At 58.3% G+C, this 25,931-nt stretch carries 20 protein-coding genes, 1 tRNA gene and 2 rRNA genes (1 of these 23 running past the window's edge); 14 read left to right on the forward strand and 9 right to left on the reverse strand.

Annotated elements, in window-relative coordinates; translation table 11 throughout:
* From HF949_RS04205 to HF949_RS04215, 3 genes are all read left to right on the forward strand, one after another.
* A 23S ribosomal RNA gene (locus HF949_RS04205) occupies window positions 1-2,556 on the forward strand; it begins 317 nt to the left of the window's first position.
* A 235-nt stretch (window positions 2,557-2,791) separates the two neighbouring features.
* Window positions 2,792-2,906, forward strand: a 5S ribosomal RNA gene (gene rrf, locus HF949_RS04210).
* 103 nt (window positions 2,907-3,009) lie between these two features.
* Window positions 3,010-3,086: transfer RNA gene (locus tag HF949_RS04215), tRNA-Met, on the forward strand.
* A 144-nt stretch (window positions 3,087-3,230) separates the two neighbouring features.
* Here HF949_RS04215 and HF949_RS04220 read toward each other — a convergent pair.
* On the reverse strand, window positions 3,231-4,229 hold the full coding sequence (locus HF949_RS04220) for a dipeptidase (RefSeq protein ID WP_292898446.1): 999 nt from the start codon (window positions 4,227-4,229) through the stop codon (window positions 3,231-3,233).
* The gene (locus HF949_RS04225) at window positions 4,226-4,909 is read right to left on the reverse strand and encodes a helix-turn-helix domain-containing protein (protein ID WP_292898447.1); all 684 of its coding nucleotides are present in this window, start codon (window positions 4,907-4,909) and stop codon (window positions 4,226-4,228) included. Before HF949_RS04225 ends, HF949_RS04220 begins: the two co-directional genes overlap by 4 nt.
* A gap of 197 nt (window positions 4,910-5,106) precedes the next feature.
* On the opposite strand from HF949_RS04225, the gene HF949_RS04230 reads away from it, so the two are divergent.
* The 8 genes from HF949_RS04230 to HF949_RS04265 all read left to right on the forward strand — a co-directional run bounded on the left by HF949_RS04230 (window position 5,107) and on the right by HF949_RS04265 (window position 12,295).
* Complete coding sequence (locus HF949_RS04230; protein WP_292898448.1) at window positions 5,107-6,618, forward strand: ABC transporter substrate-binding protein; 1,512 nt, start codon at window positions 5,107-5,109, stop codon at window positions 6,616-6,618.
* Between the two features lie 72 nt (window positions 6,619-6,690).
* Window positions 6,691-7,608 (forward strand): ABC transporter permease, encoded by a 918-nt coding sequence (locus HF949_RS04235; RefSeq protein ID WP_292898449.1) that lies wholly within the window; start codon window positions 6,691-6,693, stop codon window positions 7,606-7,608.
* A 10-nt stretch (window positions 7,609-7,618) separates the two neighbouring features.
* Window positions 7,619-8,527, forward strand: coding sequence for an ABC transporter permease (locus HF949_RS04240; RefSeq protein ID WP_292898450.1), 909 nt, complete (start codon window positions 7,619-7,621; stop codon window positions 8,525-8,527).
* Window positions 8,528-8,540: 13 nt separating this feature from the next.
* Window positions 8,541-9,551, forward strand: coding sequence for a dipeptidase (locus tag HF949_RS04245; protein ID WP_292898451.1), 1,011 nt, complete (start codon window positions 8,541-8,543; stop codon window positions 9,549-9,551).
* The gene (locus HF949_RS04250; RefSeq protein ID WP_292898452.1) at window positions 9,548-10,606 is read left to right on the forward strand and encodes an ABC transporter ATP-binding protein; all 1,059 of its coding nucleotides are present in this window, start codon (window positions 9,548-9,550) and stop codon (window positions 10,604-10,606) included. The genes HF949_RS04245 and HF949_RS04250 overlap by 4 nt, the downstream gene beginning before the upstream one ends.
* A gap of 1 nt (window position 10,607) precedes the next feature.
* Window positions 10,608-11,591, forward strand: coding sequence for an ABC transporter ATP-binding protein (locus tag HF949_RS04255; RefSeq protein ID WP_441338399.1), 984 nt, complete (start codon window positions 10,608-10,610; stop codon window positions 11,589-11,591).
* A 38-nt stretch (window positions 11,592-11,629) separates the two neighbouring features.
* Entirely contained in the window at window positions 11,630-12,046 is a 417-nt protein-coding gene (locus tag HF949_RS04260) for a tautomerase family protein (protein ID WP_292898454.1), read from the forward strand.
* Between the two features lie 33 nt (window positions 12,047-12,079).
* A complete protein-coding gene (locus tag HF949_RS04265; protein WP_292898455.1) occupies window positions 12,080-12,295 on the forward strand; it encodes a tautomerase family protein in 216 nt (71 codons plus the stop codon).
* A gap of 79 nt (window positions 12,296-12,374) precedes the next feature.
* Here the strand turns inward: HF949_RS04265 and HF949_RS04270 are convergent, their stop codons facing one another.
* Window positions 12,375-13,877 (reverse strand): ABC transporter substrate-binding protein, encoded by a 1,503-nt coding sequence (locus HF949_RS04270; RefSeq protein ID WP_292898456.1) that lies wholly within the window; start codon window positions 13,875-13,877, stop codon window positions 12,375-12,377.
* Window positions 13,878-13,992: 115 nt separating this feature from the next.
* Between HF949_RS04270 and HF949_RS04275 the strand changes: the two genes are divergently transcribed.
* On the forward strand, window positions 13,993-14,610 hold the full coding sequence (locus tag HF949_RS04275) for a helix-turn-helix domain-containing protein (protein WP_292898457.1): 618 nt from the start codon (window positions 13,993-13,995) through the stop codon (window positions 14,608-14,610).
* A 283-nt stretch (window positions 14,611-14,893) separates the two neighbouring features.
* Here the strand turns inward: HF949_RS04275 and HF949_RS04280 are convergent, their stop codons facing one another.
* Entirely contained in the window at window positions 14,894-16,066 is a 1,173-nt protein-coding gene (locus HF949_RS04280; protein WP_292898458.1) for an OsmC family protein, read from the reverse strand.
* A 216-nt stretch (window positions 16,067-16,282) separates the two neighbouring features.
* Between HF949_RS04280 and HF949_RS04285 the strand changes: the two genes are divergently transcribed.
* Both HF949_RS04285 and HF949_RS04290 read left to right on the forward strand, forming a co-directional pair.
* Window positions 16,283-17,770 carry an aldehyde dehydrogenase family protein gene (locus HF949_RS04285; protein ID WP_292898459.1) on the forward strand — a complete coding sequence of 496 codons (1,488 nt, stop codon included), beginning with the start codon at window positions 16,283-16,285 and terminating at the stop codon, window positions 17,768-17,770.
* A 143-nt stretch (window positions 17,771-17,913) separates the two neighbouring features.
* Window positions 17,914-21,132, forward strand: coding sequence for a 4Fe-4S double cluster binding domain-containing protein (locus HF949_RS04290; RefSeq protein ID WP_292898460.1), 3,219 nt, complete (start codon window positions 17,914-17,916; stop codon window positions 21,130-21,132).
* 53 nt (window positions 21,133-21,185) lie between these two features.
* Here the strand turns inward: HF949_RS04290 and HF949_RS04295 are convergent, their stop codons facing one another.
* From HF949_RS04295 to pobA, 5 genes are all read right to left on the reverse strand, one after another.
* Complete coding sequence (locus HF949_RS04295) at window positions 21,186-22,073, reverse strand: NAD(P)-dependent oxidoreductase (RefSeq protein WP_292898461.1); 888 nt, start codon at window positions 22,071-22,073, stop codon at window positions 21,186-21,188.
* A gap of 19 nt (window positions 22,074-22,092) precedes the next feature.
* Window positions 22,093-23,028, reverse strand: coding sequence for a Gfo/Idh/MocA family oxidoreductase (locus HF949_RS04300; RefSeq protein ID WP_292898462.1), 936 nt, complete (start codon window positions 23,026-23,028; stop codon window positions 22,093-22,095).
* A 22-nt stretch (window positions 23,029-23,050) separates the two neighbouring features.
* Window positions 23,051-23,902 (reverse strand): class III extradiol dioxygenase family protein, encoded by an 852-nt coding sequence (locus HF949_RS04305; RefSeq protein WP_292898463.1) that lies wholly within the window; start codon window positions 23,900-23,902, stop codon window positions 23,051-23,053.
* Window positions 23,903-23,911: 9 nt separating this feature from the next.
* Window positions 23,912-24,322 carry a protocatechuate 3,4-dioxygenase gene (locus HF949_RS04310; protein WP_292898464.1) on the reverse strand — a complete coding sequence of 137 codons (411 nt, stop codon included), beginning with the start codon at window positions 24,320-24,322 and terminating at the stop codon, window positions 23,912-23,914.
* Between the two features lie 191 nt (window positions 24,323-24,513).
* Entirely contained in the window at window positions 24,514-25,692 is a 1,179-nt protein-coding gene (gene pobA, locus HF949_RS04315) for a 4-hydroxybenzoate 3-monooxygenase (RefSeq protein ID WP_292898465.1), read from the reverse strand.
* Between the last annotated feature and the right edge of the window lie 239 nt (window positions 25,693-25,931).

The raw sequence follows: 25,931 nt of genomic DNA on the forward strand, positions 1-25,931 counted from the left end.
GGGAACTGAAACATCTAAGTACCCGTAGGAAAGGACATCAACCGAGACTCCGCTAGTAGTGGCGAGCGAACGCGGACCAGGCCAGTGGCTATCGTTTAACAAGCAGAACCTTCTGGAAAGTTGGACCGGAGCGGGTGACAGTCCCGTATGCGTAATGTGAACGATAGTCCTCGAGTAGGGCGGGACACGTGAAATCCTGTCTGAACATGGGGGGACCACCCTCCAAGCCTAAGTACTCGTGCATGACCGATAGCGAACTAGTACCGTGAGGGAAAGGTGAAAAGCACCCCGACGAGGGGAGTGAAAGAGTACCTGAAACCGGTTGCCTACAAACAGTGGGAGCACGCAAGTGTGACCACGTACCTTTTGTATAATGGGTCAGCGACTTAATGTAACGTGCAAGCTTAAGCCGGTAGGTGTAGGCGCAGCGAAAGCGAGTCTTAACAGGGCGTTCAGTACGTTGCATTAGACCCGAAACCGAGTGATCTAGCCATGAGCAGGTTGAAGGTAAGGTAACACTTACTGGAGGACCGAACCCATATCTGTTGCAATAGATCGGGATGACTTGTGGCTAGGGGTGAAAGGCCAATCAAACTCGGAAATAGCTGGTTCTCCGCGAAATCTATTTAGGTAGAGCGTCGACCGAATACCCTCGGGGGTAGAGCACTGGATGGGCTAGGGGTCCTCACCGGATTACCAAACCTAACCAAACTCCGAATACCGAGGAGTACTAGTCGGCAGACACACGGCGGGTGCTAACGTCCGTCGTGGAGAGGGAAACAACCCTGACCAACAGCTAAGGTCCCCAAGTTATGGCTAAGTGGGAAAGGATGTGAGACTCCCAAAACAACCAGGATGTTGGCTTAGAAGCAGCCATCATTTAAAGAAAGCGTAACAGCTCACTGGTCTAATTAAGGGGTTTTGCGCCGAAAATGTACCGGGGCTAAAGCCATACACCGAAGCTTTGGGCTTGCTTTGCAAGCGGTAGCGGAGCGTTCCGTAGGCTGACGAAGGGAGACCCGTGAGGGCTCCTGGAGGTATCGGAAGTGCGAATGCTGACATGAGTAACGATAAAGGGGGTGAGAGACCCCCTCGCCGAAAGTCCAAGGGTTCCTGCTTAAAGTTAATCTGAGCAGGGTTAGCCGGCCCCTAAGGCGAGGCCGAAAGGCGTAGTCGATGGGAACCACGTTAATATTCGTGGGCCTGGAGGTAGTGACGGATTGCGGACGTTGTCTTTCCTTATTGGATTGGAGAGGCAGCCATGTGGTCCCAGGAAATAGCTCCTCCATATAGACCGTACCCGAAACCGACACAGGTGGACTGGTAGAGTATACCAAGGCGCTTGAGAGAACTCTGCTGAAGGAACTCGGCAAAATGCACGCGTAACTTCGGGATAAGCGTGACCCTTCGGTGGGCAACCATCGGGGGGTGGCACAGACCAGGGGGTAGCGACTGTTTATCAAAAACACAGGGCTCTGCGAAGTCGCAAGACGACGTATAGGGTCTGACGCCTGCCCGGTGCCKGAAGGTTAARAGGAGGRGTGMRAGCTCYGAATTGAAGCCCMGGTAAACGGCGGCCGTAACTATAACGGTCCTAAGGTAGCGAAATTCCTTGTCGGGTAAGTTCCGACCTGCACGAATGGCGTAACGACTTCCCCGCTGTCTCCAGCAGAGACTCAGTGAAATTGAATTCCCCGTGAAGATGCGGGGTTCCTGCGGTTAGACGGAAAGACCCCGTGCACCTTTACTATAGCTTTACACTGGCATTCGTGTCGGCATGTGTAGGATAGGTGGTAGGCTTTGAAGCGTGGGCGCCAGCTCGCGTGGAGCCATCCTTGAAATACCACCCTTATCTATATGGATGTCTAACCGCGGTCCGTTATCCGGATCCGGGACAGTGTATGGTGGGTAGTTTGACTGGGGCGGTCGCCTCCTAAAGAGTAACGGAGGCGCGCGATGGTGGGCTCAGAACGGTCGGAAATCGTTCGCTGAGTGCAATGGCATAAGCCTGCCTGACTGCGAGACTGACAAGTCGAGCAGAGACGAAAGTCGGTCATAGTGATCCGGTGGTCCCGCGTGGAAGGGCCATCGCTCAACGGATAAAAGGTACGCCGGGGATAACAGGCTGATGACCCCCAAGAGTCCATATCGACGGGGTTGTTTGGCACCTCGATGTCGACTCATCGCATCCTGGGGCTGGAGCAGGTCCCAAGGGTATGGCTGTTCGCCATTTAAAGCGGTACGTGAGTTGGGTTCAGAACGTCGTGAGACAGTTCGGTCCCTATCTGCCGTGGGTGTAGGAATATTGACAGGATCTGTCCCTAGTACGAGAGGACCGGGATGGACGTATCTCTGGTGGACCTGTTGTGGCGCCAGCCGCATAGCAGGGTAGCTATATACGGAACGGATAACCGCTGAAGGCATCTAAGCGGGAAACCGACCTGAAAACGAGTATTCCCTGAGAGTCGTGGGAGACCACCACGTTGATAGGCCGGGTGTGGAAGTGCGGCAACGCATGGAGCTTACCGGTACTAATAACTCGATCGGCTTGAATCATTCTCATTGCTTATGCTCATCTTGAGCGCTCACGCGAGCTTGCTACGCAAGCCGCTCAGCGGGCGCGGCGCATAAGCGCCGACGGCCAGTCGGCCTTGCGGCTTCGCCCGAAGGCGAACAATCAATGACCGGAAGGTCAACCAGCGAACAGTGAGGCTTGAGGCGCATGTTCTATTCGCCATTCGCTACTCACTATTCGCTTTTACCAGCTTCTCGATTACATGCGTTTCGCCGACCTGGTGGTTATGGCGGGGCGGCTGCACCCGTTCCCTTTCCGAACACGGCCGTGAAACGCCCCAGCGCCGATGGTACTTCGTCTTAAGACGCGGGAGAGTAGGTCGCTGCCAGGTCTGCTAAACGCATGGAAAGCTTCTCAAAACAAACMMAAMWCWSMAAAAGGCCGCAAAAGCGGCCTTTTGCCATGAAAACTGGCAAAAAACGCAAATAAATTGACGCGGGGTGGAGCAGCCCGGTAGCTCGTCAGGCTCATAACCTGAAGGTCGCAGGTTCAAATCCTGCCCCCGCAACCAAATATACAAAACCCCGCCAACCCCCGGTTCGCGGGGTTCTTTTGGCCCGCAAAACCACCCAGCCGCAAGGTCAGCCATGCGGCATTCAGCGTCAATCTGGTGATCTCCCGACCGCGCCGATCAAACGGCGCGGTCGAGGATCGTTCAGCTGCCCCAGATTTCCTTTAAAACGCGCATCCAGTTGCCACGCATGACCTTTTCAACCTGATCTTCGCTATAACCCCGCCTGCGCATAGCGTCCCAGATTGCGGGCGTGTCGGTCAGGGACTGAAAATCGGCGTTGAGCCGGGTCTCGTAGACATACCAGTCACCGAGAACACCGGTTATTTTCTGGTCCATGCCATTGGGGCCGTAGGACTTGTCCCACTTTTCCGGAGCAGGGCGCGGGGATTCCACCACATCACTCGCGAATGCCGCGTGATCGATACCGCCGACATTGATGAGGTGATCGAGGTGGTTGAGGTAATCGTCCATGGTCGGGCGCTCGTCGTGACGCACGGCGGGCGACCACATCACCGCGCCGATGAGACCACCTGTCTCGGCCACTCCGCGAATGTGCTCATCGGTTTTGTTGCGCAGGCTCGGGCAGACCACATAGGAATTGGCGTGGCTGATGACCAGCGGGCGCCCCTTACTTGCAGCGATGAACTCGCTGGTTGTTCGATGGCCGCAATGAGACAGGTCGACCACAAGATTGAGGCGGTGCATTTCTTCCAGCCATTCCCGACCGGCTTCTGTCATACCGGTATCTTCGGGACCTTCCTGTGGCGCCCCGCAGCCAAAACGGTTGGGTTTGTTGTAATTGGGTTGCAGAATACGCACGCCGAGCTGTTTGAGCGTGGCGAGCAGTTTCACATCCGCCTCGATCATCGTTGAATCCTGCGTGCCGATAATGATGGCGACGCGATTGGTTTCAGCGGCCTTGCGTATGTCCTCGGTCGTGGTGGCGATGAGCGCCACATCGCTCATTTCAGCCACCGTGTCACGCACATGCTCGATCTGCAGAAGACTGTCGGTCAGGTTGGCATAGGGGCGTGTGGTGGTGTAGTTGATGGCGTGTACGCCGCCCTTCAGCGTCTTCTCCATCTGCTCCCGGTTGAAACCGGCACAGTTCAGTCCATCAATTGCCCAGTTGGTGGTCATGGCAGATTTTCCCTCTCCTTGTTGATTTCATTGTTGCGCTTCACGGTGGTGAGACGCTCTGCATCCTGTGTGGACTGGTGGCGGAAGTTGGCCCAAAGAACCACCGCTTCCCGCTGGCCGGCGTTTCTGAAACGGTGAGGGCGGGTACTTTCAAAGGCGCAGGCATCGCCCTCGCCCAGAATGTGAACGCGTTCCTCCACCTCCAGCTCGAATCCCCCTTTCAGAACGTAACCGGCCTCCAGACCGCAATGGCTGTAGGGTGTGTCGCCGCTGGTATCGTTTGGCCCCATGCGGATCAGGAAAAGATCAAGGCCCCGTTTTTCGCCGTTGGCGGTCAGAAGGTCCTTGGTGAGACCGTCTGTGCCGAACTGGACACGGTCCCGTTCTCCAACCCGTGTGACGATGTTTTCGTTGTCGGTTCGGTCGCTGGAAAAGAAATCTGACACCCCCACTTTCAGCGCATCAGCAGTGACGGCCAGCGTCCTTACGGATGCTGAGGAAACCCCGCGCTCGATCTGGCTGAGATGTCCGACAGACAACCCGACCCGGGAAGCAAGTTGGCGCAGCGAAAGGCCCCGAACCTGCCGAAGATGCCTGATCTGTGCACCGACGCTTTGATCCGTAATGGACTTGCCCGGAAGCGCAATGGCCGATTTTCTTGATGATGGGGATTGTGGCACGATTACCAATTGTGAATTCGTTGCGATACGAAAAACATATATGTGAAATTCTATCTTGTAAATTCACTATCGCCATGCAAGACTAATATTCGTTCATTGTCTGGTGATGCGTGCAGGTCCCTATAGGGATAAAAATGAAAGCGCCGCCGGCACAACCGCGTGTTCCTTGTCTGGATCGCGCGACAGGGGAGAAAACCATGTTTTCACAGATCAAGCGCTCAATCGCAGCGGTTGCGCTGGCAGCGGTCCTTGTTGGGCCGGCGGCGGCAGAAACCTTGACCATTGCTCAAAATTTTGACCCGCAGACGCTCTGGCCGAATGGCACAACCGCTTCTGACAATCTCAATGCCGGTTCTGCGATGGTGGAGTCTCTTTTCTGGCAGGACCCGCGCAGCGGCGAAATAGAGCCTTTGCTGGCGACCGGTTTTGAATTGGAGACACCGACCTCGGTTCTTCTCGCGCTGCGTGAGGGAGTGACCTTTACGAATGGTGAGCCGATGAACGCCGATGCGGTGGTGCATTCCATCGGGGTCTTTATCGACAAGGAACTCACCCCGGCCTATGCGCAGGTGGCGCAGGCTTTTGAAGGTGCGGAGAAAGTGGACGATCTGACGGTGAGGATCACGCTCAAGAATCCATATCCGCCGCTCGCTCTTGCGCTCAGCCAGATTTATGTTGTGCCGCCGAAACACTGGGAAGAGGTGGGCCTGGAAGCCTTTGGTCAACAGCCCGTCGGAACCGGTCCGTTCAAGTTCTCGGAATGGGTGCGCGACGACAGGCTGGTGATGGAACTGAATGAAGACTACTGGGGGGAATTGCCGAAGGGAATTGACGGCCTTGTCTGGCGGCCGGTGCCTGACGATTCAGCACGTGTGGCCGGTCTGACGACGGGTGAGTATGATGTTGTAAAGGACCTCCCGGTCGCGGCCATTCCATCTCTGGAAGGGCAGGAAGGCGTTACGCTCGTTCCCGTGGCCAGTTATCGCATATACCAGATCGGCCTTTCATCCTTGCCACAGCATGAAAGCCCGCTTCAGGATAAACGTGTCCGGCAGGCACTCAATTATGCGGTCGATCAAAAGGCGATCATCGATGCCCTGTTCTTCGGAAAAGCCAAGGCATTGAACGGCCAGGTTCTCCGTGAACCCCAGCTCGGTTTCAACCCGCAGATCAAGGATTATCCCTACGATCCGGAAAAGGCCAGGGCGCTTCTGGCGGAAGCCGGTTATCCAGACGGTTTCGAGATCACCTTCAAGTTCCCCTCCGGGCGCTATGCACAGGACCGCGAGGTCTCCGAGGCGGTTGCCGGCATGCTGGGCAAGGTCGGCGTGAAAACCGAAATGATCGCGCTTGAACCGGGTGAGTTCCTCCGCCAGCTTCGGAGCAAGGAACTGGCGCCCATGTATTTTGTCGGCCTTGCGCCGCAGGACGACCCGGCATTTCAAGCCTCCCAGTATGTCTCCACGTGGCGTTACACAACGATTGCCAATGAGGAGCTCGACGCGCTTGCCGAGGCCGGGGCGAAAGAGATGGACCTCGAAAAGCGCCGCAGGATTTATCAGGACATGATGGCCCTGATGCATGATGAGGCCCCCATCATCTTCCTTTACCAGGGGCTCGATCTCTACGGCACCGATGCGAAGCTGAAGAACTTTCTGCCGCGTGGCGACGGGCGCATGTTCTTCTATGGCGTGACCTACGAAGACTGACCATCGTGAGTGGTGGCGGCGTTCAGCCGCCGCCCTCTTCGGCCCTGAGTACAAGATCCGGAGCGACGAGGAATGCTGAAATATCTTGCCAGAAGACTGATCCTGACCATTCCGGTCCTGTTCGGGATTCTGGTCATCTCCTTCCTCCTGACTCATCTGAGTGGTGATCCCACCGATTTGATCCTGCCACCGGACGTGACCGAAGAGGCACGCGACGCTTTCCGAAAGCGGCATGGGCTCGATCAGCCGATCTGGGTTCAGTTCGTCTCTTTCTCAACGCAGGCCCTGCAGGGAAATTTCGGCGATTCGCTGCGGTTTCACGAGCCAGCGCTCAAGCTGGTCATGGACCGCATGGCCGCGACGACTGAGCTGGCCGTGGCGGCCATGGCGCTGACCATTCTGATCGGCGTGCCAGCCGGTGTGGTCGCCGCTTACCGGCGCAACACGCCGGTCGATCTTTCAGTGCGCGGCACCACGCTGATCGGGCAGGCGATGCCCTCTTTCTATCTCGGCATCCTATCCATCATTATCTTCGCGGTCTGGCTGCGCTGGTTGCCGACTGGCGGGCGCGGTACCTGGTGGCATCTGGTGCTGCCCGCAACGACCCTTTCTTTTCAGCTTGTTGCGCTGGTGGCGCGTGTGACGCGGTCCTGCATGCTCGACGTTCTGGGGCAGGACTATATCCGCACGGCCCGGGCCAAAGGGCTTGGCGAGACCAAGGTGGTTTGGCTCCACGGGCTCCGCAACGCATTCATTCCCGTGTTGACGGTGATCGGCCTGCAGGTCGGCTTTCTCATGGGCGGCGTTGTGGTGACGGAGACGGTGTTCTCCTGGCCGGGGGTCGGGCGGCTCGCCATTCAGGCGATTTATGCGCGCGACTTTCCGGTGGTCCAGGCGATTGTCCTGCTCTTCGCGCTGATCTTCGTGGTGGTCAATCTGATCGTCGACCTTCTCTACGCGGTGCTCGATCCGCGCATCAGTTATCGGTGAGGCAGTGATCATGGCAACAGCCGAAACCCAAACCGTTCCAGAGGCAAAAAAGACGAGTGACAGCCAGCTTCGCCTCGTTCTGCGTCGGCTGTTCGGCAAGAACGTCGTTATCCTCAGCGTAGCGTTTCTGATCCTGTCGCTTCTGTGCGCGGTTCTACCGGGTCTTGTTGCGCCACACGATCCTTTTGAGCAGGATTTGCTGTTGCGCCTCAAACCACCTTCTTTCGTCGAAGGCGGGGTCCCTGGCTATTTTCTCGGAACCGATCACCTGGGGCGCGATACGCTGTCGCGTATCATTTTTGGTGCACGCATCACGCTGGTGGTGAGTGTGCTGGCAGTGGCCGTCTCCATGCTGGTGGGCGTCGCGGCCGGGCTCGCTGCCGGATTTTACGGTGGGCGCACCGATGCGATCATCCTGCGGCTGATCGATATGCAGCTTGCTTTTCCAGTCATTCTTCTGGTGATCGCTGTCGTCGCTGTCGTCGGCCCTTCGCTCACCAATCTGATCATCATCATGGGGCTATCGGGCTGGCCGCGTTTTGCACGCATCGTGCGCGGTGCGGTGCTTTCCGTGCGTGGGCTGGAGTATGTGGAGGCAGCACGCGCCATCGGCGCCGGACAGCTGCGCATCATGACCCACCACATCCTCCCCAATATCCTTTCGGCAATCATCGTCTATGCGAGTTTCGAGCTCGCGCGGATGATTCTGCTGGAAGCAACATTGAGCTTTCTGGGCCTTGGTGTGCAGCCGCCAACCCCGACCTGGGGCGGCATGATCAGCGACGGCAAGAACTACATTTCGATTTCCTGGTGGGTGTCGCTTTTTCCGGGGCTCGCCATCGGCGCGATCATCCTCGCTTTCAACATTCTGGGCGATGAGCTGCGCGATGCACTCGACCCGCAACTAACACACGAATGAGGGGCATGTGACAATGAGCGACAAGAACAAGAACGGTTTCGGGCCGGGGACCATTGTCGACGGGCTTTATTGCGCAACACTGACACGCGAACAGTTCGAGAAAACTCTCGCCGGCGGTGTGCGTGCGGTCAATCTGACCGCGACTGCGCCGAACACCGATCTGGCCGCTTGCATGTCGGCGCTGGCCAGTCTTTGTGCCATTGTCGAGGAGAATGTGGACCGTGCCCGTATCGTTACCTCGGCACGGGAGATGCGCGAAGCGGCACGAGACAATGTGCTTGGCATCATCATAGGCACGCAGGACGCGACCTTCCTCGATCATGACGTGACCTTGCTCCACATCATGAAGCGGCTGGGCATGCGCATCATCCAGCCCGTCTATAATGAGGAGAACCGTTTCGGCCATGGAGCGCTTGCGGACCGGGAGGGGCGACTGACCGGCGCCGGGCATCAATGGGTCGAACTGATGAATTCGCTGCGCCTGCAGATCGACCTGTCCCACTGCGGTTATGTCACGGCGCGTGACGTGCTGGCGGCATCGAGACGCCCGGTGATCTTCAGTCATTCCAACGCCCGCGCACTATGCGAAAGCCCGCGCAACATCCCTGACGATCTGGCGCGGAAGGCAGCAGAGACGGGGGGCACGGTGGGTGTGACGCTGTGGCCACCTCTACTGGGTATCGAGAAACGGCCAACGCTCGATGATTTCTGTGATCATGTGGAGCATTATGTCAATCTTGTCGGCATCGATCATGTGGCCTTTGGCAGTGATCTCTCCGAAGGTACGAAGACCGAAGAAAAATGGCTGTCGCTTTATGGACCGAAGCCGATCTGGCCTGAAGTCACCGGCATGCTGGGCGACTGGTACACCTATGAAAACAGGGCAACACCCGGTTTTGAAAGCATGGCGGAAGCTGGAAATCTACGCGATGCACTCACCAGGCGCGGCTATGGCGAAGATGCCGTCGACAAGATCATGCGAGACAATCTCCTGCGCGTCTATGAAGAGGTGTGGGGCGAATGATCTTTCAAGAAAGAAACGCGGTCACCCACCCGCCCGGACCGGCTCAGGACGAGATTCTACGTGTCAAAGGGCTGCGTGTGGAGCTGCGCGTCGAAAAGGGCGTGCTAGCCGCAGTTGACGACATCTCATTCAATCTGAAGCGCGGCGAAACGCTCGGCATTGTCGGGGAATCAGGTTGCGGAAAGAGCATGACCGCGCTTTCCATCATGGGCCTTCTTCCCAAGCCGATCGGGCGTATCGCACAGGGTTCCATTACGATCGAAGGCGTCGGCGATGTCGCGGCGATGAGTGAACGCCAGCGCATGCGGGTCCGCGGCAATCAGGTTTCGATGATCTTTCAGGAGCCGATGACATCGCTCAATCCGGTGTTCACCGTCGGCTTCCAGATATCCGAGGCGATCCGCACCCATGAGACCGTGGGCAAAGAAGCGGCGCGCAAGCGTGCTATCGAGATGCTCGATCTGGTGGGCATTCCCCTGCCGGAGATGCGCTATGATTCCTACCCGCACCAATTGTCCGGAGGCATGCGGCAGCGGGTAATGATTGCGATGGCGTTGGCTTGCCGTCCGCAGATCATGCTGGCGGATGAACCGACGACCGCACTCGATGTGACGATCCAGGCGCAGATCCTCAAATTGATGAATCGGCTGAAGGAAGAGATCGGCACCTCCATTCTCTTCATCACCCACGATCTCGGCGTGATTGCCAAGATGACACAGCGCGTCCTTGTCATGTATGCCGGCGTCATCGTTGAAGAAGCTTCGGTGCGCGATCTCTTCGCCAGACCGCTGCATCCATACACAGCGGGCCTCCTCCGCTCGATCCCGCGGGTCGACAAGGCGGCTGGCAGGCAGCGCCGGCTGCACACGATCAAGGGGGTCGTTCCCAACCTTCTTTCATTGCCACGCGGATGCCGGTTCTCCGACCGGTGTCCTGATGTGCACGAGCCCTGTCGCAAATGGGAACCCCCACTTGCCGAACCCGAGAACGGGTCGGGTGACGGCAGTCGCCGTGTCCGCTGCTGGCTTCACAACAGGCCACCTGCCCATGACTGACATGCAAACCACGAAACCGCTTCTCGAAGTGCGTAACCTGAAGCGCCATTTTCCGGTCGATGACGGCTTCTTTGTGCAGAGTCAGAAATCAGTGAAGGCTGTCGATGGCGTTGACCTTGCCATTGCGCCCGGTGAGGCGCTGGGACTTGTTGGCGAGTCGGGGTGCGGAAAATCGACACTGGGCCGCAACATCGTTCGGCTGGACAAGCCCACTGCGGGTGAAATCCGCTTTGAAGGCGTTGATATTGCACCTTTCGGTGACCGCGAGCTCAAGCCCTACCGCCGGCAGATCCAGATCATCTTCCAGAACCCGTTTTCTTCACTGAACCCTCGGCTGACCGTTGGCAACATGCTGATGGAGCCGCTCATGCTGCATGGCGAGGGCGATCGGGCAAAGCGTCGGCAACGGGCGCTGGAGCTATTGGAGCTGGTCGGACTGGGCGCGGATCATTTTGACCGCTATCCGCATGAATTCTCAGGCGGGCAGCGGCAAAGGCTGGGTATTGCACGGGCACTGGCGCTGAGGCCGAAGCTGATCGTTTGCGACGAGCCGGTCTCGGCGCTCGACGTTTCCATCCAGTCGCAGATCATCAATCTCCTGCGTGACCTGCAGGAAGAATTTCAGCTCTCCTATCTGTTCATCTCGCATGATCTGAGCGTCGTGGAGCATATGTGCGACCGGGTTGCGGTCATGTATCTCGGTCGGATTGTCGAGATCGCTTCGGCGAAAGCGCTATATGAGAAGACGTTTCACCCCTATACGCGCGCGCTGCTTTCCGCATTGCCGATCCCAGATCCGACAGTGCAAACGGAGGAAATTATCCTGGAAGGCAGTGTTCCGAGCCCGGTCAATCCACCGCCAGGCTGCCATTTCAGCACACGTTGCCCCTTCGCAACACCGAGCTGTTCGGAAAGCACACCAGAACTGCGTGAATTCGAGCCAGGGCATTTCGTGCGCTGCTCTCGGCTGGAGGAAATCCTTTGATGAGCCACGCGTTCAACAGACCGGAGACCTGAAGCAAAATGCCATTCATTACCTTCAAGATCGATGATGATCGCAGCGAAGAAACCTTCGAGAGACTGGCGAAGGCTGTAACGGATGCGGTGATGGCGACGCTGGGCTCGCAACCGCAATGGGTGACGATCGTCTTTGAGACCTATCCGCGCAGCCGCTGGTCGTCCGGCGGAGCGTTGCAGGATAGGGACAATGCGGTGGAGGGCAGCCGTCCCTTCATCTCGGTTAAGTTCCACAAAGGCCGGCAGGCCGACAAGAAGCGCCAGGTGGCGGCAGGTATCACGGATGCGGTGGTGTCCGTTCTTGGTGGTGAACGGGATTGGGTAACCGTCGTTTTCGACGACTATGCACAGGAAGACTGGGCAATCGGTGGCCGCCTTCAGCTTGACCGGCATGGGCCGGTGCCGCCGCCCGATCCTGTCTGAATTATCATTTGAACCTCAATGCAAGGAGAGCGCATGCCGTTTATTCGCATTACCCTCGACAAGGGCCGTTCGACCGAGAAGAAGCGCGCTGTGGCAGCCGCTGTAACCGATGCCATCGTGAGTACACTGGGTGGCGAGCGTGACTGGGTGACGATTGTCTTTGAAGATGTCGAACGGGAAGACTGGTCTATCGGGGGGCGGCTCCAGATCGACCGCAAGGGGCCTCTAAAGCCGGATGAACACGGTTAGCGGCAATCGACCAAAAAAACTAACCCGGCGGTTCTGAACCGCCGGGTTTTTTGTTGCCGGGTCGGAACTGCGCCAAAACCTATTTGGGCTCCAGCACGACATCGTAGAAGAAGTAGCGTTGGGCGGTGTTGGTCGCAAAATTCTTCAGCCTCTCGCTATGGCCGTAAAATTCGCGGCCGCCGAACAGGAACACGATGACGGCTTCGTCATAGATCAGTTTGCTGGCCTTGCGGATGATCTCCGCTCGCTCCTCCGGATCGACGGTTGAAGCGCTTGCATCGATCAGGGCATCGAGCTCGGGGTTCTGGTAGTAGGAATAGCGCCAGTCGGAGCGATAGACCGCAAGGCCGAAGCTTGGATCATCTGGAACGCCCAGACCCAGTATGCCCATGGGCGCATATTCCCGGTTCACCAGCTGACGGATGAACTCGCCTGATTCCAGTAGGGTTATGTTGGTCTTGATGCCCACCTTGGACAGCATGCCCGAGATCGCCTCGCAGGTCTCCTGCCCCTGCGGATAACGATTGGCAGGGCAGCGAAACTCAATCTCGATGCCATCGGCATAACCGGCTTCCGCCAGCAGTGCTTTCGCTTTTTCGGGATCATAGGGATAATCCCGCATGTCCGGGTCATAACCTGGCTGCGAGGGCAGAATCACCTGCCCGTTCAGCAGTTTGGCCTTTCCATAATAGAGTGCGTCGATGATCGCCTCTTTGTCGATGGCATGGTTGAGTGCCTGGCGAACTCGTTTGTCCTGTATCGGACCCTCGTGCTGAGGAAGCGAAGACAGGGTAAGCTGGAAAACCCTCGAAACATCGCCGGAGTAAATATCCACCCCGTCCAGGTTTTCAATTTCGATGGCGTCTACTGCCGGAATGGCGATGGCAAGATCATACTCGCCGGTTTTCAGACCCGCGGCGCGTGCATTGGCCTCCGGAACCGTCTTCCAGACAATCTTGTCAAAGCCATTGGGCGCTTCGCCCCAATAGTCGGGATTGAGGTCCATGACGATGCGATCGTCCTTAGACCATTCGGTGAGGACGAACTGACCGGTTCCTACGGGGTTTTGGCCAAAGCCTTTGGGGCCGACCTCCTCCCAGTATTTGGGTGGTATCACGAGAATCTGCGCCAGCAGAAGATCGACAATGGGGCTCGGCTTTGTCAGCGTCATCCGCACCGTATACTCGTCCACCACTTCTGCTGTGCCGACGGTGCTGGCGTAGATGCCGTAGGCGGGGACCGTTTTTGGATCGGCAAACAGTTTGATACTGTGCGCAACCGCCTCGGCATTCATCTTCTCGCCATTGGAGAATGTGACGCCTTCCCGCAGTTTGATAAGCAGCTCGGTGTCGGAAACCATTTGGTGCTCAAGCGCAAGAAGAGGCCTGATCTCACCGGTCGCGGGATCGTCCAGATAAAGCGATTCCAGTATCGGAAACATGGCATTGTTGGTTGAGCGGGTGCCATACAGATCGCTCGGATCGAAATCCTGCGCAATGGTCAGAGTTTGCGCTATGGTTGTATTTGGTGTCGTGAGGGAGCAGCCCAACGCCATCACGACAGCAGCAAGGGTCTTGTACATTTGTCTTCTTCCCCTTTATATAATTTAAAGATGCTATTAGCACATTGGTGAATTTACAAACTTTTTTTTCATGAATATGCAGTTGCGAGAGTCATGATTCAGCAAGGACCAGTGGATGCCGACGGATAGCCCGACGCCAGCACAAGCGAAGAACAACGGAGCTGCGCGCTCTACCGACCATATTGTGGGTGAGCGCATTCGTCATTTGCGCCAGGCGCGCAGCATGTCCATCAAGGAGTTAGCCTCGGGGGCTGGTTTGTCGATCGCCCTTATTAGTCAGATCGAGCGTGGCATATCCTCTGCTTCGGTCCGGGTGCTCGCCAAGCTTGCAGATGGGCTTGATGTGGCGATTTCTGATCTCTTCGAGCCCGCTCTGGAGGATGCGGTGAGTGACCGGATCGTTGCCCGCGTGCATGAACGGCGGCATATCGATCTGAACAGGACGGGAATACACAAGGAATTGTTGACACCTTTCGCCCGGCAGCCGCGGCTCGACCTGTACATGATGACAATAGAGCCTCACGGCTCTTCAAGTGACGAGCCGTTTGTCCATCAGGGCGAGGAAGCGGGTGTCGTTCTGGAGGGCGGCATCGAGCTCTATGTCGACGGTAAACGCTATATTCTCGGTGAAGGCGACAGTTTTCGCTTCGCGAGCGACCGTCCCCACCGTTACCTCAACGCCGGGTCAAAGACTGCCCGTGTGATCTGGGCGCTTTATCGCGAGAGTGAATAGCGCGCTTCTTCTGACGGCAAACAGCACAATGTGCCAATGGTGTTCTGGTAGTATTCGCTCAAGGAGCTTCGTGCCCACCTGGAGCGGGTGGCTTGACGTCGAGAGGTCGGCTGCTCGTCAAGACATTTCCCTTCGCTCGCCTTTCCCGATCGTGTGGATGAACGGTTGGCGGCAGCTTTTACGCTGACAGTATCCTTACTGCCGCTGTCTCGCTATTGAGGCCGCCCGGACCCTGTCACGTTCCCGACGGGACAGGTGTCCAGGGGCTTCTGAGTGGTTTCGCCTATTCACCCAAAGGAGAGATTGTAAGCTTGGCTTTCAAAGGGGTGCGGCAGAATGCATGGAGAAAACACGTCTGTTCCGCCACCTCGAGCATAGACTGGGCAAACGCGTCTGTTTCATCACTTCGAATGTGAACATGCGTCTCCAGTGGCGCTGCCTCGCCGGCCTTCCCGGTTTTGCCGGTAGCTCCCCCTCGCGAAAAATGAAAGTCCTGAATGATCTGATAGCTCTTGAGTGGCTTCTTGATCATCGCAGAGTAACGACCGAGCTGCGTCATAAAGCAGAATCCAATACCTGCGCTTATCAATGCCGCGGCTGACGGTGCTCTGCCCTCTTCATCCGAGGTGAAGTGAAAAACCGAACCGTGCGGATTGTAAACGTGCTGTCGGATCTTCACGATGCCGTCCGGCTGGCGCTTCGCATATACCCGCAGGTGAAGCATCCGATTTTGCGTTTCCGTCAATGCCCCGCCTGCAAATGTGGTGGTATCATTCATTATCGGGGAAGGTTGCCTCGTATGCTCAATAACACCTTCCCAGTTCCCATCCAGAATATCGAAGCTGTCTTCCTCGAAGGCAGGTAGAAGAGGATCAGAAATTTTCTTGCTGCCAGGTATATCGATCTCGGAACCGTTATGGCAAAGCCGGAAAAGACTTTCTTTCGCTCCCCTCATCAATCCGTTGAGTGGTGATGATGCAATAGAATCGAGGATCAGCGATCTGAGTGTGTCGGAATCGTGCCTGGAACTGATTTTGGCTTTCAGCTCGATGTCATGCGCAGATGCCTTCATTGTGCCTTTGGCAAATGAGCCATTCATCGAATAAAAATTGTCTTGTATGACTTCTATGTCATCAATCTCGATCTTGCGAATATCTGCCAGCGCGTGAATTTCATTCAGATAGGACGCCACCATTCCCGCAGAAAGATAAGCGAGCGGGGGAGGTGCTTCGTCATGGCCATTCAAATAAGCGCCCTCATCTGACAGGAGCCGCCAGGTCCGATCGGCGTTCGCCTCGGATATGAGCGCTTCCTTCTGCATCACTGTCAACGAACGCACAACAGTCCGCGTCGCGTTTCCCAGCCGGGGAGATGGAGGCCGAAGATTGCCTGGAGCAGACCGCAGCGGGATAGCCAGCGGGTGGTTTTGTTCAGCGATTACGTTGGCAGGTCTCATTTCAGCTGAAGTCCGTCTGTTGAACCATGGTCTGTTTTTGTAAGGCTGATTGTTGTGTGTCGTCAATGCCGAACGAGCACTTTCCCTGATCCAGGACGCGGCTCGCCACTCTTTTCCTGATTTTATGGACCATGGTCCAATAATTGTGTATGGCTTTGTTCCAAGCACGAAGGCCGCGAGGGCGGGTGTCTGATCTTGGTGCCGGGAGGAACGAATATGCGAAACGAGATAAACGTTGAAACAGGGTTGTTCATCGATGGTGTGGCTCGGTCCGCACAAGATGACCGAACCTATGCGATATACAATCCCGCTCGTCCTGATGAGCGTGTTGGCCATGCTGCAAGAGGTTCCGTATCCGATGTGGATGCGGCTGTCCGCGCTGCTCACACGGCGTTTCCGTCATGGGCCGAACGCTCCTATGAAGAGCGCGCCAGGTTGCTGAGGAAGATCGCTGAAGTTCTGGTCGCCGATGAGGACGATGTCGCTTTCCGATCCAGCCTGTTTTGCCGTGAGCACGGGAAAATTCTGAAGGAAACCCGGCTCGAGATGACGCGACTTGGTGACCGTTTCCTGCTTTCGGCATCCTATGCGGACCGGCTTCAGCAGGACGAGACGCTTCGCGGCCCTCCGTTTGACACGATCATCACGCGTCAGCCTCGCGGTGTCGCCGCGTTGATCGTGCCATGGAACTGGCCGCTCTCGATTCTCGGCGCCAAGTTGCCGCAGGCGCTCATCGCGGGAAACACGGTAGTCGTCAAGCCGTCACAGAATTCTGCACTGGCGCCGACGCTGACACTGCACAAGATGGCGGCGCTTTTGCCGCCAGGCGTGCTCAATGTGGTGACCGGAAGCTCAGGCGACATCGGCGACGCCCTGGTGGGGCACCCGCTTGTCCGACGGGTCAACTTCACCGGCTCCATTGAGGTGGGCAAGCATGTCATGCGTACGGCGGCCGAGCACCTGACCCCGGTGACACTGGAATTGGGCGGCAACGACGCGGGCATCGTGCTACCCGATGCGACGCTTGATAGCGGCGCCTTCATGCGCATGTATCTTGGCGCGTTCATGTCGACTGGGCAGATCTGCATGGCGCTCAAGCGGCTCTACGTTCATCGCTCGCGCTATGACGAGGTGGTGGACGGTCTTTCAGCAGCCTGCGCGCGGCAGGTGGTCGGCGACGGCATGCTGCCGGACACGACCATGGGGCCGCTGAACAACCGCAAGCAGCTCGGCATCGTGCAGGGCATGATCAAGGAGGCGCGCAGCGCCGGGGCGGAGGTTAAGGAGTTCGGCACCGTGCCTGACGCGGAACTCTACGCGAAAGGCTATTTCCAGAAGCCGACGCTGGTTTTCGGGCCGGAGCCGGGCCTCAGCGTCGTGCGCGACGAGCAGTTCGGCCCGGTACTGCCAATCATACCCTTCGACGACGAAGCGGAAGCCGTGCGGCTCGCCAATGACAGCGACTTTGGCCTCTGCTCTTCTGTTTGGACGGAGGATCGCGACAGGGCACTCGCCATCGCCCGGCAGCTTGAGGCTGGCTATACCTACATCAACGGACATGGTCCTACCGCGCAGGACAGCCGGGGGCCGTTCGGCGGGTTCAAGCAGTCGGGCATCGGCCGCAATCTGGGCTACGAAGGCGTGCTCGAGTTTCAGGGATATCATTCGATCTCGGCGCCCGCCGGCTGGCTGGACGGCGCCTGACGACATCCGCGCCCCTGCAGGCAAGAGACAGCCTGCAGGGGTATTGTTCACGCATTCAAATTTGTGGACCACGGTCCATTTTAATCAGAATGATGCGCTGCAGAAGATCAGAGGAGCGCGGCGCATCCATGGAGGAGACGTTCATGCGCCTTTTTTCTCACGCCCGACGCCCGGTTCATCTTGGCCCATATCCATCGGAGAGGCTGGGCCGCACGCAGGACATGCCAGACCTGACACGGGTGAGGGGCAACGGTACGCTGCGCGAAAGCTTCGACAACGATCCGCTGCATCTGGGCAAAACGGTCAGCGATTACATGTGCGCACTCGATGCCGTCCGTGATGGGGATCACAACCCGTTGCGCGCCGAAATTCCCGACAGCCCGCGCGAGCGGGCTCAGCATATGAAGGCGGCCGGCTATTTCCTTGACAGCGCTTTGGTTGGCATCTGCAAGATTGACGCCGCGCACCGGTTGGCCGAGCCTGTCGAGCACCCGCTGCTTCGCACCACCTCATATTCTCACTCCGAGGAAAAGCTCCGGCTGCGGTTCAATCCGGGTGCGGTGATCCGCCAGATGGGGCGGGCCCTGGAACTGGCCGACAGGCCGTTGGACCATCACACCGATGCGGTCGTCTTTCTGGTGGAATATCCGCGCGATCCCGGCGTCAATGAGCCGGGGGCCGGCTGGATCACAGATCTGCAGGAATGGCGCGCTGCCTTGCGCAGTGCCGAGACGGCGGCGGTGGTGGCGAACTACCTGCGGGTGCTGGGGTACGAGGCACGCAGCCATACGGCCACCACGACAAATTTCAACCTCAACCGGCTGGCGGTGTCGGCGGGTCTGGCGCAGGTTGGTCGTGATGGAAAGATCAGCAATCCTTTCATCGGAACGCGTTTCGGCCTGTCTGTCGTCACGACGACGCTGGAGATGGAGCCGGATGAACCGCTGAAGACGCAGAGCCTTGCTGATCGCATACGCGCCAAGGGTGCAGGCTGGTGGGTGGGCTATAGCAGTCCGAAAAACGCCCGCAACCAGATTGATTTCGCCAGGCGCAATTTCAAGGACAGCCGCTACCCGGTAGAGAAGCTGAAGCGTGTCGAGAAGACGACAACCTATATTGACGAGGAGCGAATTCCCCGCGTTCCCAAAAGCAGCGAGTTCTTTCTTCGTGCAGCCTTTGGCGATCTTGGCAAGGCCCCGATGGAGGCATCCAAGGACGGGTATTCGGTCGCAAAGGCACCGCTGGCGGCAGCGTTGCGCCTTGCACTCAATACCTATTCGCTGTTGCAGCGCGGCAAAGAAGCGCCGCAGCGCGCCGGCGGGTACGAAGATCCCAGGCGCAATGCGGACCTGATCAAGGCGACGATGCACTTCCTCGGGGCGGATATCTGCGGCATCTCGCGCGCGCCCGACTGGGTCTGGTACTCCCACCGTCAGGACGGCAGCGAGATGGAGGTTCAGCATCCACTGGCCGTTTCGGTGATGATCGATCAGGGCTATGAGACCATGGATGGTGCCAGCGGAGACGACTGGATTTCAAGTGCCCAGTCGATGCGGACCTATATGCGCGCCGGCCTTGTCTGTGGTGTCGTGGCACAGCATCTGCGGTATCTCGGCTTCTCGGCAACAGCGCATTCGGCAGCCGACAGCGATGTCATCCAGACACCGCTGGTGCTGCTGGCGGGCCTTGGGGAGGTCAGTCGCATTGGTGAAACCATTCTCAATCCGTTTCTCGGGCCCCGTCTCAAAACCGGTATTCTGACCACCGATTTCCCGATGGAGGTGGACCAGCCTATCGATTTCGGTCTCCAGAAATTCTGCGGCTCGTGCAACAAATGCGCCCGCGAGTGCCCGTCAGGAGCTATCTCATCGGGTCCGAAGGTTATGTTCAACGGGTACGAGATCTGGAAGGCGGATGTGGAGAAATGCACTCGCTACCGTGTAACAAATCTCGGTGGCTCCATGTGTGGACGCTGCATGAAGACCTGTCCATGGAACCTCGAAGGTCTCGTGCGCGAAGCGCCGTTTCGCTGGGCGGCAATGAACTTTCCCTCGGTGGCCAGGCTCATTGCCCGACTGGACGATGCTGTGGGGCGTGGCAAGATCAACCCAGTCAAGAAATGGTGGTGGGATATCGCCAGTGACGGAACCGGCAAGGTGGTGAAGGCGGTTGAGACCAACCGCCGCGACCTGAACCGCCACATCGACCTGAGATACGAGGATCAGACGCTTGCCGCCTATCCAGCCCCGCTGGCACCACCACCGCTGCCAATGCCCAATCCTGTCGACCGCGAGGCAGGCATCGCAGCTTACAGGGCACTGCTCGATCCCGATGAATACCAGGCGCGAGTCAAGCGCGGTGAGACGAAAAATCTGACCCCAGGCCTCACCAGACTGTCGGGACCGTCACCTGTCATCGTTGCCCGCGTCAAGCGGCGTTGGCAGGGTTCCGCGGATGGCAAGATCGACCTGTTCGAGATCGAGACCCGTGACGGCTCGCCGATGCCCGCTTTCACCGCCGGTGCGCATATCGATGTCACCGTTACCCCGCAGTTCATTCGCCAGTTCTCGCTGGCAGGCGACCCACAGAAGCTCGACACGTATCTTGTCGGTGTTCTGCGCGAGGACGAAGGGCGCGGCGGTTCGAAAAAGATCCACCAGATGCTGAAACCGGGCGTTCCGGTCGTCATTTCACAGCCGCGCAATCATTTCCCGGTCATCGCTGAAGCCAGACGGCATCTGCTGCTGGCCGGTGGCATCGGGGTGACACCGTTGATTGCCATGGGCCATGAGCTGCACAGGGCAGGTGCCGACTTCACCCTTTACTACAAGGCGCGGACACGCGCCCAGGCGGCCTTCATCGCGGAGCTGGAGGAAGTGCCATGGTTCGATCGCGTTCGCTTTCATTTCAGCGACGAGAACCGGCTCGACATCGCCGATGTTCTTGGCGACTATCGGTCCGGCGATCATCTTTACACATGCGGTCCTTCGCCCTTCATGGACGCGATCTTCGAGACGGCGAAGGCCAGGGGCTGGCAGGATGACGCTCTGCATCGAGAATATTTCTCCGTTCCCGACGGCATGGAATACGAAAACCACCCGTTCACACTGGAACTCGCCAGGTCCGGAGCGGTGATCGACGTGCCTGCAGGCCTCAAAGCGACCGAGGCGCTTGAGAAGGCTGGCTACGTCGTCGATGTCAAATGCTCGGACGGTCTGTGCGGCGTTTGCTCAACAGGCTATCTTGAAGGAGAAGTGGAACATCGGGACTTTGTGCTCAGCAGGGAGCAGCGAAAAAAGCGCATGATCTTGTGTTGCTCGCGCGCCGCTGCCGCCGAGGGGCGGATCGTTCTGGACCTTTAGGCACGAGAACGGCCCGGCTCACGTCATGCGGGCCGTTCTACAACAGCCAGGTATCAGCCGAGGCGCGCGAGGAGCTTTTGTGCAAGAAGCCGATAGTCGGCCTTTTCGGTCTCGCTCAGGTCGTCGATCTGCAAGGAACCGATGATCTTCTGCCATTCGGCAGTGGCCTGCGCCATGCGTCCCGACAGGCCGAGATCGGCGGCCGTCTTTGCGGCTTCCTCCATCTCGGCGGCGCGCCGCGTGCCATGCACCATGGCGCGCTCGAGCATGTAGGCCGAGCGCTCGGCCCAGCCGAAACCCGGAAAGGTTTTCTCAAGCGAAGAAAGAACCACCTCGTCGACGCCCTCGCGGGTCGCCGACAGAACGCATTCGAGCACCAGCGCCTCGATGCCCTTGACCATGATGCTGCGGATCATCTTGATCGCGGATGCCGTTCCGACCGGTCCCTCGGCCGGCGCCGGGCGCATGTCGAGAGTCTGAAGGGTGGCCAGCGCTTCCATGGCATGCGGGCCACTCACCAGGAGCGGTGCGTGATGGCGCAGGGGCAGAACAGGCGACATCACCGCCACATCGACATAGCGTCCGCCGGCAGTCTCGATTGCCTTTGCCGCTTCCCGCTTGGAGGACGGGGCACAGGAATTCATGTCGCAATAAAGGGCGCCAGCGCCGATATGTGCGGCCACCTCGCGGGCCGCATTTTGCGCCTGGTCGGCGGTTACTGTACTGAAAATGAGGCCGGCGCCTTGCAACGCTTCCTTGAGGGTTGGGCAGCCCACCACACCGGTGCGCCCGTAATCTGCGCGCTTGGCCGCCGCCACGCTCCCGATCGGGTTGTCGGTCTTGATGTCGAACGCCTTGACCAATTGGCCTTGGCGCGCACCCCATCCGCCGACGAAGGCGCTTGCCGCTTCGCCGAAACCGACAAAGGCTATGGTCTGCATGGTGTGTCCGTTTCCTGTTTCAGGGCTGGATAAGGGCATCAATACGATCGATGGCGCGCATGGCTGGCAGCACGTCGCCGATGGCCGATCGGACCGGTCCAACTCCGTTAATGGCGTCGATGAAGGCCTGATCCTGATCGAGAAAAGCCGCGCCGGACAACGGTATCGGCTGGCGCTCGTGATCCTCCAGCACATCGCGGAAGACATGGAATGTGCCGCTGTCGCCGATATAGCGATAGAATCCGCCGAACGGGCCGCGGTTGTTGAATGAGAGGGCGAGGGAGAGCAGCGGACCGCCGTGCGCCTTTAGCGCGACGCTCATGTCCATGGGAATGCCGAGTTCCGGATGCAACGGCCCCGCCTGGCCAAAGGCGCGGGGATCGGGATCGCCGGTCAGCCAGATAAACAGGTCGATCGTGTGGCAGGCATGATGCCACAGAAGATTGTCGACCCAACTGCGCGGTTCGCCATGCATGTTCAGATTGGTGCGCCGGAAGAAGAATGTCTCCGCCACAAGGTGCTGAAGTGTGAAAGAGCCATCGTCGATCCGCGCCTTCAGATGGCGGTGAGCCGGCGAGAATCGGCGGGTATGGGCTGCCATCGCCACCTGGTGGGGCCGGGAACCGGCGAGCGCGGCAAGCGCCTCGCAGGAGGCAAGATCAAGACCGATGGGGATCTCCGCGAGGACGTGCTTGCCGGCGTCAAGCGCCCTGGTCGCATGCTCCGGGTGGAGGGCGGACGGGCTGGCGACCATCACCGCATCGATGTCGTCGCGTTGCAGCACGGCGTCGAGATGGGGCGAGGTCGCAGCGATGTTCCATTTGTTGGCGAAGGCAGCCCCCGCCGTCGCCTCGCCATGGACCAGCGCCACGACCTCCACTCCGGCGATGCGCGACAGTGACTGCATATGCGTGTCAGCAATCGCGCCCTCGCCAATGACAGCGATCCGCACCATGTTTCGCCTGTTTGCCCGTACTCTACTTGTTGCGGTAACAGGCGAGGCCTGCCGCGGTCAGCGAAGCTGATACATGGTAGTGCTGATACACCTCCTCCACTTCCAGGTTCATGGCGCCGCGCGCTACAAGCCACATGATGAGCTCGGCGCCCTCATGGCCTGCTTCCTTCATGAAAACGCCGTTCGGGATCCTCGTCAGGGCCATCGGGTCGGAGACCATCTTGTCAAGGAACATGCGGTCGAAATTAGGCTGCATGAAGCCGGAACGCTCGCCCTGAAGCTGGTGCGACATGCCGCCCGTCCCCATGATCAGCACCCGCGTATCCTTGGGATAGGCATCGACTGCCTTGCGAATTGCCTGGCCCAGCTTGTAGCAGCGCGCCGCGAGCGGCAGCGGGAACTGGATGGTGTTGACGGTGATGGGGATGACGCGGGTCGGCCATTCCTCCACCTCGCCGGCGGGACCGCCGAAGAACACGCTCATGGGAACAGTGAAGCCGTGATCCACCGTCATTTCCTGGAACATGGTCATATCGAATTCCTGGGCAACCAGGTGTTCGATCAGATGCCAGCTCAGATCCGGGTCGCCCTGGAATGGCGGGATCGGGCGGGGGCCCCAGCCTTCGTCGCCCGACAGATATTGTTCGGCGGCGCCGATGCCGAAGGTTGGTACGCGGTCGAGGAATACTTCCAGTCCATGGTCGTTGTAGACGACGATGGTAACGTCAGGCTTTAGCTCCTTGACGAACTCCTTGGCTGGGAGATAGCCGTCGAACAGCGGCTTCCAGTAAGGGTCCTGCGTGATTCCGGTATCCATGGCGATGCCGATGGAGGGAACGTGGCTTGTCGTAACGGCGGCAATGATTTCAGCCATGGAAACCTCCTATTGATCCCGGTGGGCGTTGAGCTTGGCGCGGAATTCCTCAAGCGTCATGCTGTTCTGCTGCGCTCCCACATGCTGCATCGAAACATGGTCGATCGCCGCGAGCTTGAACACGTAGTAGATGTTGCCGCCGGAGCGGATCATGCCGATCCAGTCGCGTTCGAGAACCAGCCGTTTCGATTCCTCACTAAGGCCAAACCGGTCGCAATATGCGGCCTCGTCGGCTGCGAATGCCTCGCGATTTTCCTGTTTCGTCAGCGACATGCACATCTTGTTGAGCGGGTAGTTCTTCTGGCTGCGAGCGCCGTCGAACAGATACGTGCCTTCCAGCGAGCGGGCCAGCCGCTTGTCTTCCTCAATGCGTTCGGTGATCGATGGCGTGCTGCCGCTCTCTTCATTGGACGATGACATGAATGCCTCCTTGTTCGCACAGAAGCGGAACCTGTCGCTCCACACTGGCATCGGGGGAGCTGCAACTGAAATTGGAATTGCGCGCCCCATTATTCATTTCCTGCACAAGCCGTGATGCATCTCCCCGGAAAGCTTTTTGTTTTCCGCTAACAAGGCATTCATCGGCATTGATTTGTGTAGTGACTGCGAGTTCAATCCTCGAACGGAAGGCCGATATATTGCTCGGCAAGTGCTGCCTGCGCGCGCTCGGACACGCACAGATGATCGTAGTCGTTGATACGCACCTTCTTCTCGAACGGCGTTTCCTGCGGGAAGACGTGCAACAGTTTGGTCAGCCACCAGGAAAGCCGTTCAGCCGACCAGACGCGGCGCAGTGCCATCGCCGAAAAGCCGTCTAGATAGGCGTCGTCGCCTTTTGCGTAGTGGGTCTCGAAGGCTCGGGCCAGATAGTAAACATCCGAGACGGCCAGGTTGAGCCCCTTGGCGCCGGTCGGCGGCACGATGTGCGCGGCATCGCCGGCGAGGAACATGCGGCCGTAGCGCATCGGTTCGGCGACGAAGCTGCGCAGCGGAGCGATGGACTTCTCGATGGACGGGCCGGTGACGATCTGGTTGGACAGCTCGTCGGGAAAACGGATCTTCAGCTCTTCCCAGAAACGGTCATCGGGCCAGTCGTTCAGATCGGTGTCGAGGTCGCACTGGATATAGTAGCGGCTGAGCATGGGATTGCGCTGCGAAGCGAGCGCGAAACCGTTGTCATGCTGGGCGTAGATGATGTCGGGCAGGGGCGGGGTCTCCGACATGATACCGAGCCAGCCGAACGGATAGACCTGCTCGTAGGTTTTCAGAATATCGGCAGGGATCGACTGGCGACCGATACCGTGAAAACCGTCGCAGGCGGCGATGAAGTCACAGTTGATGCGTTCCTGCTTGCCGTCCTTGATGTAGGTCACATAGGGCTTGTCGCCCGTTAGGTCATGCAGCTTTACATCGGCGGCCTCGTCGATGATCTCCGCGCCCGCTTTCTCCCGTGCTGTGTATAGGTCCTCGGTGATCGCCGTCTGGCCATAGGCCATCATTGGCTTGCCCGTATATTTGACGGTATCGATGAAGAACGGATTGCGCCCTTCCCATACGATGTGGGTACCATCATGGAGATGTCCCTCGCGGTCCATGCGCTCCCCGAGACCCACGTCGCGCAGCAGCTTGATGGTTCCATATTCCAGCACGCCGGCGCGTATGCGCTTGAGCACATAGTCCTTGCTCTGCCGCTCCAGAACGATGCTGTCGATCCCCTTCAGATCGAGAATATGGGAAAGCAGCAGCCCGGCAGGGCCTCCACCGATAATGGCGATGCGCGTTTTCTTCATGGTTCGAAATACCAGTGTGGTGACTCTTGATGGCATTTGCCGCACCGGGGAGCCAGGCGCGACGGTCTGACCGGACAAACCGAGGCCGGAGGCATCAGTAAAGGCTAAGGTGACGGCGTTGTCAAGAAAATGAACTATGGTCTGTCTGGTGGACCGAAAGCCATCCAGTCTGGTCGGTTGCAAGCAAGGCAGATCGGACGCTGGCGATTTGACAGAATCGGATTTTTGGAAAAATCTCC

It is taken from the genome of Nitratireductor sp., from assembly GCF_017794765.1.
Lineage (GTDB): Bacteria > Pseudomonadota > Alphaproteobacteria > Rhizobiales > Rhizobiaceae > Nitratireductor.